The following is a 12,681-nucleotide window of genomic DNA, read 5'->3' as shown; positions in this document are numbered from 1 at the left end:
TTAGCAGGTTTTGGACTTACCATTATAGATAAGAAAATGCCGGGCCTGAATGCCTGATTAAAAAAATGTGATAAAGATTCAAAAACCTTTTTCCTGCCTCTCGATTTGCCTCTCAATTTTGGCCAGCGCCTGACGACAACGCATTAAGCGTCCTTCCAGTGCGGCCAGTTCCTTTTGCACCCGCTGCTGATCGCTGAACGTGGCGAGTTGCCCCAGCGTTGTTTCCCGGTCTTCAATCATGGCAATCAGGCGACGCTCGAACTGCTGAGTTTCCGCCAGTCTGGTATAATTATCATGGCTTTTGCGTTCCGGTGTCTGATGCGTTTTACGCAGCGTTTGCGTAGCCAGTTCCCGCTGCATGGCGGTGATTTGTGCCACCAGTCGCTCGGCGATAAAAGCCACCTGTGCAGAACGTTTCTCAACCACTTCCTGATTCAGTTGCTGTAAATTCACCTTAATTTCTGCCAAATAATCGCGCAGACGGGTGCCTTTGGTTGAGAAAAGGGCGATATCAAACCGGGCCTGCGAAGCGGAAACATGGCCGATCGGTTCGATTTCCCGCGCCAGAGTTTCTATCTGCTGATCAAGGACATGTAAAATTCGTTCAGTGCTCACAGGTTATCTCCATTAATGACATTCATAGCTTACCTGCAACCGGCGGTTATGACACCTTCGCTGCACTTGTATAAACTGGGGCGCTGAGTTTTTGGCAATTTGTGCGAATCAAAAGGAACTGCATGAAGCGCATATTACTGATTATGGTCGGCTGGCTGTGCGTGGTACTGGCCACGCTGGGCGTGGTGCTGCCACTTTTGCCTACCACGCCGTTTTTACTGCTGGCTGCCTGGTGTTTTGCCCGTTCATCGCCACGCTTTCATCACTGGCTGCTGCACCGCTCATGGTTTGGCCGCTATTTACGGCACTGGCAGGCACACCGCGCGTTGCCCAAAGGTGCGAAGCCGAAAGCCGTTGCGCTGATTGTGATCACATTCGCGATTTCGATCTATTTTGTCCCGCTATTATGGGTACGAATTTTATTGGTTTGCATGATGTTTGCGTTATTGATCATGATGTGGCGATTACCAGTGGTTGACCTTGAGCAATAAAACAGGCGATCATGTCCGGCTGCGGGTTGCTTTTTACAGCAGCTTTGCATAGATTTGGGCATCTCGTACGTCGGTGCGCTCCCAATTTCCTTCCTTGAACGACATGCTTTAAAAGGGCATGACGGGGGACATTTGACCGCCCGCGTTTAAGTATGAACAGCAGCTTTATCAGGCAATTAACATTATGACCGCTACCGCACAGCAGCTACAGTTTATTAAAGACAGTATCAAGACCATTCCTGACTATCCGAAGCCAGGCATACTGTTCCGTGACGTCACCAGCTTGCTGGAAGACCCAAAAGCTTACGCTGCAAGCATTCAGTTACTGGCCGATCGTTACCGCGATGCGGGTGTCACCAAAGTGGTGGGCACCGAAGCACGTGGCTTCCTGTTTGGCGCTCCGGTTGCGCTGGTTCTGGGCGTGGGTTTTGTTCCCGTGCGTAAACCGGGCAAATTACCGCGTGAAACCATCAGCGAAACCTACGATCTGGAATACGGCACTGACAGCCTCGAGATCCACACTGATGCCATTTTGCCGGGTGAAAAAATTCTGGTGATCGACGACTTGCTGGCAACGGGTGGCACTATTGAGGCCACCGCGAAACTGATCCGCCGTCTGGGTGGGGAAGTGACGGATGCCGCATTCATCATCAATTTGCCGGAACTGGGCGGTGAAAAACGTCTGAACGATTCCCATATCAACTGCTACAGCCTGGTGTGTTTCGACGGGCACTGATTCGACGTTTGCAGTGTGATGTAAAAAGGCCCCGCCGTTAACGCGAGGCCTTTTTGTTTTCAGCGTGACTCTTTGGCGCTTTCTCCTGTCCAGACCACCATCACTTTGTCGTCACCGTGCTGGCGGCTGAAGGCGTAATATTGCGCCGTCTGCTGTGATTTTTGTACACCCGCACCGATTGCCGGATGCTGCTCCCTGAATTTCCCCAGTTTTTGCCAGTGATTCAGCAACGCCTGTTTTGCACCGGTCAGCTCCTTCCAGTTCATGTCTGATCGCGTTCCCTGTAAAGGGTCTGATCCCGTCGGGCCGAACTGACGTCCGCTTTCATCACCGTAATAAATCTGCACTGCGCCCGGTGCCAGCAGTAAAAGATCCGCTGCACGCTGTTGCAGGGGAATTGACCCTTTGGCGTCATCGGCGAAAAACAATCGGGTATCGTGTGACGAGAGATAACTCAGCACATTGAAATCCTGCATTTTCTCCGCCATCTGCTGATACGTGGCGTCGATACTGGCAAAGCAATTCAACGCTGCCGCGGCCTGATCCTGAAAATCAAAGTTGATCATCGCATCAAAGCCGTTGGCGTAATAATCACTTTTCATCACACCATGACCCCAGGCCTCACCCGTCATCCAGAATGGTGCATCGTCCAGCGCCTGTGAGGGATTGGCGGCTTTCCACTGTTTGAGTGCTTCGGCAGAACGGGCTTTGAGCAAAGCCAGCGTCGGTTTTTCCACATGCTTGGCGGTATCAACGCGGAAACCGTCGATGCCGTAATCCCGCACCCACTGACTGAGCCAGGTCACCAGATAATCGCGCGGTGTTGCGTCCGGGATTTCACGGGCAGCGGTATCCGGTTTGTTGCGATAGAAAACGGGCAGGCCGCTGGCCTGTGTGGACTCGGTTTTGATATCCGGCAGGAACGCCAGCGACATGGCCAGATCGTCATAACCGGGTGAGTCATAATCGCCGATGTCGGTACGGATCCATTTCTTACCCCACCAGGTGCTCCAGCCGTTTTTGTCGCTGAAATTGATGTAATCATTAAAACTGTGCCAGTTCTGGCCGGGGCCGGGTTGCCAGTTGGTCCAGTTTTTTCCCAGAGTCTTTTCGATTTCATCGCCTTTGAGGTACAGCGAGCCGAAATGGAACGTTTGCATATCCGCCAGCGTGGCATAGCCGGTGTGATTGACCACGACGTCAAAAAGAATGCGGATCCCGCGTTTGTGCGCTTCGCTGACCAGCTTTTGTAAATCTTCGCCGGTGCCCATATTAGCGTCGAGTTTTGTCCAGTCGAGCGTGTAGTAACCGTGATAGGCATAATGCGGGAAATCACCTTTGGTGCCGCCGCCAACCCAGCCGTGGATCTGCTCCAGTGGCGAACTGATCCACAAGGCGTTCACGCCCAGTTGTTGCAGATAATCCAGCTTGCTGGTCAGCCCGGCCAGATCGCCGCCGTGGAAAGTGCCGATTTCCTGCATTCCGTCACTGTGGCGGCCATAGCTGTGGTCGTTATCCGGATTGCCATTTTCGAACCTGTCGGTCAGCACGAAATACACCGTGGCGTTGTGCCAGCTGAAGGTGGCGGGCGTTTTACGCGCTGCGGATTCAAGCAACAACAAACCGCCGCTGGCCGGATCAGGCGTCATCGTAATGTGACCATCAGCGACCTGTGCGCGCTGACCGGAATAAAAATCCCGCACTGTTTCACCCTCGCTAAAAGTACCGGAGACATCCACCGTCAGCGGTTTTCCGTCCCAGCGCGGACAGGTTTCTGCCACCGCCGCGACAGCTTCCTGCGCCGTTTTCAGGCTCAGCTGAAGCGTGGGCGTGCCGCTGCGGGTATCAATTCGTACCTGATAATCTCCCGCGCGGAACTGCTTCCAGTTCACAGGCGGATGACTTTCGCAGGGTTGCAGCGACAGCATCTCATTGAGTTTTACCGTGCCAGAAGGCTGCCAGCACTGATTATCCTGATGTAATTCCAGTATGCGCTGGCCTTTGAATAAAGTGGCATTGCTGGTGAATATTCCGCTGACCGGTTCGGCAAAAGCGGGGAAGCCTTCCAGCGTCCAGCTGGCGTGTGCGGCGGGGGAAACGAGCAGTAATAAAGGCAGGGTCAGGTATTTCATGGCTCTCCTTACGCGGGGCAGGAAGCATTATCAAAACAGAGGTGAACTCAGTGTAATCACTGCGCAAAATTTGCCCTCATCCCTGAACGCGAAAAGTCAGGAGGAGAACGAAGGGGGAGAAACCGCGGCGCAGACCCGAAAAGTAAAGTAATAGGAATGATGGCGACCCTGCTGGTACACTAAGAAGTGGCAGTCTGGCGCGGGCATCATTATGCTTAGCCTGCAGTCGCCGGTCCGCCGACCCGCGCAGAAAGTCGGGTTAAACGGTGTTTTTTCGTGTATTGTCAAATTATTCATTATAAATCAACGATGAAGTATTAATGAGCTATCAGGTTCTTGCCCGTAAGTGGCGCCCCCAAACTTTTGCCGACGTCGTCGGACAGGAACATGTGCTGACCGCGCTGGCCAATGGCCTGTCGCTCGGGCGCATCCATCACGCTTACCTGTTTTCCGGTACCCGCGGCGTGGGGAAAACCACCATCGCCCGTCTGCTGGCCAAAGGGCTTAACTGCGAAACCGGCATCACATCAACACCTTGCGGCGTGTGCGATAACTGCCGTGAAATTGAGCAGGGCCGTTTCGTCGATCTGATTGAAATTGATGCCGCTTCCCGTACTAAAGTCGAAGATACCCGCGAACTGCTCGATAACGTGCAATATGCACCGGCGCGTGGCCGCTTCAAAGTTTACCTGATTGACGAAGTGCACATGCTCTCGCGTCACAGCTTCAATGCGCTGTTGAAAACGCTGGAAGAGCCGCCTTCGCACGTTAAATTCCTGCTGGCGACCACGGATCCGCAAAAACTGCCGGTCACTATTTTGTCGCGTTGTTTGCAGTTCCATCTGAAAGCCCTGGATCCGGAACAGATCCGCAAACAGCTCGAAAATGTATTAACTCAGGAAGCCATTGCCACTGAGCCGCGCGCGCTTCAGCTGCTTTCCCGTGCGGCCGACGGCAGTATGCGTGATGCACTGAGCCTGACCGATCAGGCGATTGCCATGGGGCAGGGCGCCGTCACCACCGAAACCGTGGCACAAATGCTCGGCACGCTGGACGACGAACAGCCGCTGGCGATGCTGGAAGCGCTGGTCAGCGCCGATGGCGGTCAGATGATGGCTCAGGTCGAACAGGCCGCGTCCCGTGGTGTGGACTGGGAAAACCTGCTGGTAGAAACATTGGCGCTGCTGCACCGCATTGCGATGGTTCAGCTGTTACCGTCGGTGCTCGATAACCATTACGCAGCGATCGAACAGCGTCTGCGCGAACTGGCGCGTGTTATTCCGCCAGCGGACGTGCAGCTTTACTACCAGACCCTGCTGATTGGCCGTAAAGAGCTGGCTTATGCGCCGGACAAACGTATGGGCGTTGAAATGACGCTGCTGCGTGCGCTGGCCTTTCATCCCAAAGTGATTATTGCTGAACCCGCTCCGCAGCCCGTCGCTGCTCCGGCCTATATAGCGCCGGTTGCGCCACAGGCACCGTCGCAACCGGCAGCGCCGCGCAATGCACCGCCGCAGCATAACAATCATGCTCCTGCGCCACAGAGCAATGCAGAGCCGGCCGCCATGCCGGATTCCACCGCGCAACTTCTACAGGCGCGAACGCAATTGCTCAGGCAGGGGAGTACCACCCCAAAAAAAGCTGAGCCGGCAGCGCCAGGAAAAGCGCGGCCGGCAACCTCAGCACTGGAGCGCCTCGCTTCGGTGACTGAACGTGCGCAGACATTGGCGGTGAAGAAAGAACCTGCCGCGCAGGTAAAAGAAGAAGCATATCGCTGGAAAGCGATGATGGAACCGGAAGAAGCGCCGGAACCGGTGGCAACGCCTAAGGCGTTACGTACCGCGCTGGAACATGAGAAATCGCCTGAGCTGTCTTCCCGTCTGGCGGAAGAAGCGATTGAACGTGATGAATGGGCGGCTGAAATCAGCCGGATGACTATTCCTAAACTGGTGCAGCAACTGGCGCTGAATGCGTACCGCGAGCAGCCGGAGCCGGGTAAAATCTGCCTGCACCTGCGTTCCTCGCAAAAGCACCTGAATTCGCCGTCTGCGCAAAAAGTCCTGGCGGACGCGCTATCGGCATTGCATCAGACGCCGGTTGAACTGACCGTGCTGGAAGATGATAATCTGGCGGTGAAGACGCCGCTGGAATGGCGACAGGCCATTTATGAAGAAAAACTGGCGCAGGCGCGTCAGTCTATTATTGCGGATAATAACATCCAGACGCTGCGCCGGTTCTTCGACGCGGATCTGGATGAAGAAAGTATTCGCCCAATTTAAACGCCGCGATTGTGACGCGGCCATTGCTGAGAGAGAAGACTATGTTTGGAAAAGGCGGCATTGGTAACCTGATGAAACAGGCCCAGCAAATGCAGGAAAAAATGCAACAGGCTCAGGCAGAAATCGCTCTGCTGGAAGTGACCGGTGAGTCAGGCGCTGGCCTGGTGAAAATCACCATCAACGGTGCACACAACGTGCGTCGTGTTGAAATCGATCCAAGCCTGCTCGAAGACGATAAAGACATGCTGGAAGACCTGATCGCCGCGGCGTTCAACGATGCAGCACGTCGTATCGAAGAAACTCAGAAAGAAAAAATGGCAGCCGTTTCTGGCGGCATGCAGTTGCCACCAGGCTTTAAGATGCCGTTCTGATGCAAACCAGCCCTCTCCTTGAATCTTTAATGGAGGCGTTGCGTTGCCTGCCGGGCGTTGGCCCGAAGTCTGCGCAACGTATGGCATTCCAGCTGCTGCAACGTGATCGCAGCGGCGGAATGCGGCTGGCGCAGTCTTTAACGCGTGCCATGTCTGAAATCGGCCACTGTGCCGATTGCCGTACGTTTACCGAACAGGAAATCTGCACCATTTGCGCCAATCCACGGCGTAAAGAAAACGGTCAGATTTGCGTGGTGGAAAGCCCGGCGGACATCCATGCGATAGAACAAACCGGTCAGTTTTCTGGTCGCTATTTTGTGCTGATGGGTCACCTGTCACCGCTGGATGGTATCGGACCAGACGATATTGGTTTGGGCCGTCTGGAAGAGCGTCTTGAAAGTGAAAGCATTCAGGAAGTGATTCTGGCGACCAACCCGACAGTCGAAGGCGAAGCGACCGCCAACTATATCGCTGAAATGTGCGGCCAGTTTGGCGTGCTGGCGAGCCGTATCGCGCACGGTGTGCCGGTCGGTGGCGAACTGGATATGGTTGATGGCACCACGCTGTCACATTCCCTCGCCGGGCGTAATCCCTTCCGGTTCTGACTGTATATGCGGGCGCAGCCCTCTGCGCCCCGTATTATTTCGCTATCCCTCTGCATTTCTTCCTAAATATTTCTTCCTGCGCTTGAAAAGCCTGACATATAACCCCACCTATTCCTCAACGTCTGATTTGGTCAATAACAGTATCTGGATTGAGGTAATTTGATGAGTATGAAAGGACAAGAGACACGTGGCTTCCAGTCTGAAGTAAAACAACTGCTTCATCTGATGATCCATTCTCTGTATTCAAACAAAGAAATTTTCCTGCGCGAGCTAATCTCTAACGCCTCGGATGCCGCTGATAAACTGCGTTTCCGCGCGTTGTCTGCGCCGGAGCTTTATGAAGGTGACGGCGAGCTGCACGTTCGTCTGGCCTTTGATAAAGAAAAACGCACCCTGACGCTGAGCGATAACGGCATCGGCATGAGCCGCGATGAAGTCATCGACAACCTCGGGACTATCGCGAAATCCGGCACCAAAGCGTTTCTGCAATCTGTAGGTTCCGAGCAGGCGAAAGACAGCCAACTGATTGGTCAGTTCGGCGTCGGTTTCTACTCTGCCTTCATCGTGGCCGATAAAGTCACCGTGCGCACCCGTGCCGCCGGTGCCAGCGCCGACGAAGGTGTGTTCTGGGAATCTGCCGGTGAAGGTGAATACACCCTGGCGGACATCGAGAAAGCCGACCGCGGTACCGAAATTACCCTGCACCTGCGTGAAGATCAGGATGAATTCCTGGATGACTGGCGCGTGCGCTCCATCATCAGCAAATACTCTGACCACATTGCGCTGCCGGTTGAAGTCGAAACCCGCAACGAAGAAGACGGCACCGTTACCTGGGAGCAAATCAACAAGGCTCAGGCCCTGTGGACCCGCGGTAAATCGGAAGTCACCGACGAAGAATACGTAGAGTTCTACAAACATATTTCCCATGATTTCAGCGATCCGCTGAGCTGGAGCCACAACCGTGTGGAAGGTAAGCAGGAATACACCAGCCTGCTGTATATCCCTTCACAGGCGCCGTGGGATATGTGGAACCGCGACCATAAACATGGCCTGAAACTCTATGTTCAGCGCGTATTTATCATGGACGAAGCCGAGCAGTTCATGCCGAACTACCTGCGCTTCGTACGTGGTCTGATAGATTCCAACGATCTGCCGCTGAACGTATCCCGTGAAATTCTGCAGGACAGCCGCATTACTCAGAACCTGCGCAGTGCGCTGACTAAACGTGTTCTGCAAATGCTGGAAAAACTGGCGAAAGACGACAACGAAAAATACCTGCAATTCTGGAAACAGTTTGGTCTGGTATTGAAAGAAGGTCCGGCAGAAGATGGCGCTAACAAAGAAGCGATCGCCAAACTGCTGCGTTTCGCCAGCACCCGCAACGACAGCAGCGAGCAGACTCTGTCGCTTGAAGAGTATGTGGCAAGCATGGTGGAAGGTCAGGACAAGATCTATTACATCACTGCTGACAGCTACGCCGCCGCGAAGAGCAGCCCGCATCTGGAACTGTTCCGCAAGAAAGGCATTGAAGTCCTGTTGCTGTCTGACCGCATCGACGAATGGATGATGAGCTATCTGACAGAATTCGATGGCAAAGTCTTCCAGTCCGTCAGCAAAGCCGATGACACACTGGACAAACTGGCCGACGAAAGCGAAGAGCAGAAAGAAGCTGAAAAAGCGCTGGAGCCGTTCGTTGAGCGTGTGAAAACGCTGCTGGGCGAGCGTGTGAAAGAAGTGCGTCTGACGCACCGTCTGACTGACACGCCAGCCATCGTCACCACCGGTACTGACGAAATGACCACGCAGATGGCAAAACTGTTTGCTGCTGCCGGTCAGGAAGCGCCGGAAGTGAAATACATCTTTGAGCTGAACCCGGAACACGCGCTGGTGAAACGTGCTTCTGATGTGGCTGATGAAGACCAGTTCAGTGAGTGGATTGAGCTGCTGTTGGATCAGGCGCTGTTCGCAGAGCGCGGCACGCTGGAAGATCCCAACCTGTTCATCCGCCGTATGAACACGCTGTTACAGGCGTAACCGGCTGATATAGAAATGAAAAGGGCGTCGTGAAAACGGGGCCCTTTTTTACGATCATTCCTTAGTGAAAAGCCTTACCGCCAGTGCCCGTAAGGTGTGTTCCTTGAGCAAAAGTGCTCAAAATGGTATGGTTGACCGGTTTTCGAAATTCATAATAATTACATGCAAGGGGATTTACGCAATGCGTATCATTCTGCTGGGCGCTCCGGGCGCAGGTAAGGGTACTCAGGCTCAATTCATCATGGAGAAATTTGGTATTCCGCAAATTTCTACCGGTGATATGTTGCGCGCCGCTGTTAAGGCCGGAAGTGAGCTCGGCAAGAAAGCAAAAGAGATTATGGATGCCGGTAAACTGGTAACCGATGAGCTGGTTATCGCACTGGTGAAAGAACGTATTCAGCAGGAAGATTGCCGTAAGGGTTTCCTGTTAGACGGTTTCCCTCGCACCATTCCACAGGCTGACGCTATGAAAGAAGCGGGCATCAGAGTGGATTACGTGCTGGAATTTGATGTGCCAGACGAACTGATCGTTGATCGTATCGTTGGTCGTCGCGTACACCCGGGTTCTGGCCGCGTGTACCACATCCAGTACAATCCACCGAAAGTGGAAGGTAAAGACGATGTGACTGGCGAAGACCTGATCACCCGTAAAGATGATCAGGAAGAAACTGTTCGCAAGCGTTTAGTGGAATACCATGAGCTGACTGAGCCATTGGTCTCCTACTACGGTAAAGAAGCCGAAGCGGGTAACACCAAATACGTCAAAATCGACGGCACACAGCAAGTTTCCGCTGTGCGTGACGAACTGGCTGCAATCCTGAGCTGATCGTCTTTACTGCGCGCTATCACGGGGTGACTTCGGTCGCCCCGTTTGTTTTTCTGCACCAACCCACCTGCTGCCTGAAGTATGACGGGGATTAATAGCAACAATTCGCATTGATAGCTTCTGCCGTCGTTCCGATCGTCTTTGTTTTCGTTACAATGGCCTGCGCCTCTTTTCAGCTTCACAAACAGCAGTATCACAAAACGGCGGCGCCCATCATTTTTCACACGGCTTCTATGCCTTAAATTTAGGATATTCAGCATGACGCAGACTAAATTCGGTGTTCTCCTGGTCAATCTCGGAACACCGGAAGCACCGACTCCGCAGGCCGTTAAAAAATATCTGGCTGAGTTTTTGAGTGATATCCGCGTCGTGGATACGCCGCGTCTGCTGTGGTGGCCTATCCTGAATTTTGTGATCCTGCCGCTGCGTTCTCCGCGGGTTTCCAAACTGTATAAAGCGGTGTGGATGGAAGAGGGCTCGCCGCTGATGGTGTACAGCCGCCGTCAGCAAAAAGCGCTGGCAGAACGTCTGCCGGGAACGCCGGTTGAACTGGCGATGAGCTACGGCAAGCCGGGCATGAAAGAACCGATTGAAAAACTGTTGGCGCAGGGTGTGACAAAAATGGTGGTGCTGCCGCTGTATCCGCAATACTCCTGCTCGACCAGCGCTGCAGTATTTGACGGCGTGGCGCGCGTACTGAAATTTCAGCGCCGCCTGCCTTCACTGAGCTTTATCCGCGATTACGCCACCCATCCGGCGTACATTTCTGCGCTTAAAGCCAGCATCGAGCGCTCCTTCGCTCAGCATGGCGAGCCGGATCGTCTGGTGCTGTCCTTCCACGGCATTCCGAAGCGTTTTGTCGCTGAAGGCGATGACTATGAACAACGTTGTCGTGATACCGCGCAGGCGCTGACCGATGCCCTGCAACTGCCGTCGGGAAAAATAATGCTGACCTTCCAGTCGCGCTTTGGTCGCGAGCCGTGGCTGACGCCTTATACTGATGAAACGCTGAAAGGTCTTCCGGCTCAGGGAGTTAAGCATATTCAGATCCTGTGCCCTGGTTTTGCGGCGGACTGTCTGGAGACGCTGGAAGAGATCAAAGGCGAGAACCGTGAGATTTTTATTCATGCAGGCGGCGAGCGCTTCGAATATATTGACGCCTTAAACGACCAGCCGGAGCATATCGATCTGCTGCAACAACTGGTCACTCAGCACTTCTGAATGAAGTCTGAGCTTTTTGAATTTCCCGAGAATAAAGAATGAAATTTCCTGGTAAACGTAAGTCTAAACACTATTTTCCGGTCAGCGCGCGTGACCCTTTATTGCGTGATTCTATGTTGCAGGCAATGCAGCCGGAATCTGAAGCAGGGTCATCGTACATCGTCGGTATCGACCAGACGCTGGTGGATATCGAAGCGCGCGTGGATGAAAATTTTGTGGCCCGTTACGGCCTGACGCCGGGTGAATCCAATATTCTTGACGATGAAATGTCAGAAGCGCTGTATCAGGAACTGATGAGCCAGCAGCTGATCACGCATCAGTTTGCGGGCGGCACAGTCGGAAATACGTTGCACAACTACTCTGTGCTGGCCGATGACCGTTCGGTGTTGCTGGGCGTGATGTGCAATAACGTCAAAATCGGCGATTACGCTTACCGCTATTTGTGCAACACCTCCAGCCGTGTGGATCTTAACTTCCTGCAAGGGGTGGACGGTGCCATTGGCCGCTGTTTCACGCTGATCAGCGACACCGGCGAGCGCACGTTTGCTATCAGTCCGGGAAAAATGAATGAACTGCATTCGTACAGTGTGCCGGAAGACGTGATTGCCGGTGCGTCCGCGCTGCTGCTGACGTCGTATCTGCTGCGCAGCAAACCGGGTGAACCGATGCCTGAAGCCACCATGCAGGCCATTGAGTACGCGAAAAAATACCATGTGCCGGTGGTCTTAACGCTGGGGACGCAATATGTCATCGCCGATGATCCGCAGGGATGGCGCGATTTCCTGCGCGATCACGTGTCGATTCTGGCGATGAACGAAGATGAAGGTTTTGCATTGACCGGCCTGAAGGATCCGCTGATGGCGGCAGATAAAGCGCTGGACTGGGTGGATCTGGTGTTGTGTACGGCCGGGCCGAACGGCCTGTTTATGGCGAGTTATACCGAAGAGGCCTTCAAACGCACGACTCAGCATCCGCTGCTGCCGGGCGCGATTGCCGAATTTAATCAGTACGAATTCAGCCGCGCCATGCGTCGTGAATGCTGCCAGGATCCGCTGAAGATTTATTCTCACATCGCGCCGTACATGGGCGGACCGGAAAAAATCATGAACACCAATGGCGCGGGTGATGGTGCCCTGTCTGCGCTGCTGCATGATATTGCGGCCAACGGTTTCCACCGTACTTCCGTGCCGAATTCCAGCAAACATTCCCGCGAGTATCTGACCTATTCCTCACTGGCGCAGGTGTGCAAATATGCCAACCGCGTGAGTTATCAGGTGCTGAACCAGCATTCTCCGCGCCTGACGCGTGGCTTGCCGGAGCGTGAAGACAGTCTGGAAGAGAGTTATTGGGAAAGGTAAAAGTTATCGGTAA

Annotated in this window: 11 protein-coding genes and 1 other annotated feature; of the genes, 9 read left to right on the top strand and 2 right to left on the bottom strand. The window is 53.8% G+C overall.

What is annotated here, in order from left to right:
• Window positions 1-78: 78 nt before the first annotated feature.
• The gene (gene priC / locus D6C13_RS10690) at window positions 79-615 is read right to left on the bottom strand and encodes a primosomal replication protein PriC (protein WP_120132732.1); all 537 of its coding nucleotides are present in this window, start codon (window positions 613-615) and stop codon (window positions 79-81) included.
• A 122-nt stretch (window positions 616-737) separates the two neighbouring features.
• Here priC and D6C13_RS10685 point away from each other — a divergent pair, with 122 nt between their 5' ends.
• A complete protein-coding gene (locus D6C13_RS10685) occupies window positions 738-1,106 on the top strand; it encodes a DUF454 family protein (protein ID WP_120132731.1) in 369 nt (122 codons plus the stop codon).
• 184 nt (window positions 1,107-1,290) lie between these two features.
• Entirely contained in the window at window positions 1,291-1,842 is a 552-nt protein-coding gene (apt, locus tag D6C13_RS10680; protein WP_120132730.1) for an adenine phosphoribosyltransferase, read from the top strand.
• A 59-nt stretch (window positions 1,843-1,901) separates the two neighbouring features.
• Here the strand turns inward: apt and D6C13_RS10675 are convergent, their stop codons facing one another.
• Window positions 1,902-3,974: an alpha-amylase gene (locus D6C13_RS10675; protein WP_120132729.1), complete on the bottom strand. Its 2,073-nt coding sequence runs from the start codon at window positions 3,972-3,974 to the stop codon at window positions 1,902-1,904.
• 320 nt (window positions 3,975-4,294) lie between these two features.
• On the opposite strand from D6C13_RS10675, the gene dnaX reads away from it, so the two are divergent.
• The 7 genes from dnaX (at window position 4,295) to D6C13_RS10640 (ending at window position 12,668) form a co-directional block, all read left to right on the top strand.
• A complete protein-coding gene (gene dnaX / locus D6C13_RS10670; protein ID WP_120132728.1) occupies window positions 4,295-6,253 on the top strand; it encodes a DNA polymerase III subunit gamma/tau in 1,959 nt (652 codons plus the stop codon).
• Window positions 5,589-5,653, top strand: a sequence feature (DnaX frameshifting element). It overlaps the preceding gene by 65 nt.
• Before the next feature lie 41 nt (window positions 6,254-6,294).
• Window positions 6,295-6,624, top strand: coding sequence for a YbaB/EbfC family nucleoid-associated protein (locus D6C13_RS10665; RefSeq protein WP_056771195.1), 330 nt, complete (start codon window positions 6,295-6,297; stop codon window positions 6,622-6,624).
• Complete coding sequence (gene recR / locus D6C13_RS10660; RefSeq protein ID WP_120132727.1) at window positions 6,624-7,229, top strand: recombination mediator RecR; 606 nt, start codon at window positions 6,624-6,626, stop codon at window positions 7,227-7,229. Before D6C13_RS10665 ends, recR begins: the two co-directional genes overlap by 1 nt.
• 168 nt (window positions 7,230-7,397) lie before the next feature.
• Window positions 7,398-9,263: a molecular chaperone HtpG gene (htpG, locus tag D6C13_RS10655; protein ID WP_167458020.1), complete on the top strand. Its 1,866-nt coding sequence runs from the start codon at window positions 7,398-7,400 to the stop codon at window positions 9,261-9,263.
• 181 nt (window positions 9,264-9,444) lie between these two features.
• Window positions 9,445-10,089 (top strand): adenylate kinase, encoded by a 645-nt coding sequence (adk, locus tag D6C13_RS10650; protein WP_120132725.1) that lies wholly within the window; start codon window positions 9,445-9,447, stop codon window positions 10,087-10,089.
• Window positions 10,090-10,347: 258 nt separating this feature from the next.
• Entirely contained in the window at window positions 10,348-11,310 is a 963-nt protein-coding gene (gene hemH / locus D6C13_RS10645) for a ferrochelatase (protein ID WP_120132724.1), read from the top strand.
• 38 nt (window positions 11,311-11,348) lie between these two features.
• Window positions 11,349-12,668, top strand: coding sequence for an inosine/guanosine kinase (locus D6C13_RS10640; protein ID WP_120132723.1), 1,320 nt, complete (start codon window positions 11,349-11,351; stop codon window positions 12,666-12,668).
• Window positions 12,669-12,681 lie beyond the last annotated feature (13 nt).

Origin of the sequence: Rahnella woolbedingensis (genome assembly GCF_003602095.1) — a bacterium.
Lineage (GTDB): Bacteria > Pseudomonadota > Gammaproteobacteria > Enterobacterales > Enterobacteriaceae > Rahnella > Rahnella woolbedingensis.
The sequence above is the reverse complement of the archived record's forward strand: the minus strand, read 5'-3'. Positions and strand labels throughout refer to the sequence as shown.

Excerpts from the sequence above, each read along its gene's own strand:
- recR (WP_120132727.1), top strand. The coding sequence starts at position 6,624 with ATGCAAACCAGCCCTCTCCTTGAATCTTTAATGGAGGCGTTGCGTTGC.
- adk (WP_120132725.1), top strand. The coding sequence starts at position 9,445 with ATGCGTATCATTCTGCTGGGCGCTCCGGGCGCAGGTAAGGGTACTCAG.
- hemH (WP_120132724.1), top strand. The coding sequence starts at position 10,348 with ATGACGCAGACTAAATTCGGTGTTCTCCTGGTCAATCTCGGAACACCG.
- D6C13_RS10685 (WP_120132731.1), top strand. The coding sequence starts at position 738 with ATGAAGCGCATATTACTGATTATGGTCGGCTGGCTGTGCGTGGTACTG.
- apt (WP_120132730.1), top strand. The coding sequence starts at position 1,291 with ATGACCGCTACCGCACAGCAGCTACAGTTTATTAAAGACAGTATCAAG.
- htpG (WP_167458020.1), top strand. The coding sequence starts at position 7,398 with ATGAAAGGACAAGAGACACGTGGCTTCCAGTCTGAAGTAAAACAACTG.
- D6C13_RS10640 (WP_120132723.1), top strand. The coding sequence starts at position 11,349 with ATGAAATTTCCTGGTAAACGTAAGTCTAAACACTATTTTCCGGTCAGC.
- D6C13_RS10665 (WP_056771195.1), top strand. The coding sequence starts at position 6,295 with ATGTTTGGAAAAGGCGGCATTGGTAACCTGATGAAACAGGCCCAGCAA.
- dnaX (WP_120132728.1), top strand. The coding sequence starts at position 4,295 with ATGAGCTATCAGGTTCTTGCCCGTAAGTGGCGCCCCCAAACTTTTGCC.
- D6C13_RS10675 (WP_120132729.1), bottom strand. The coding sequence starts at position 3,974 with ATGAAATACCTGACCCTGCCTTTATTACTGCTCGTTTCCCCCGCCGCA.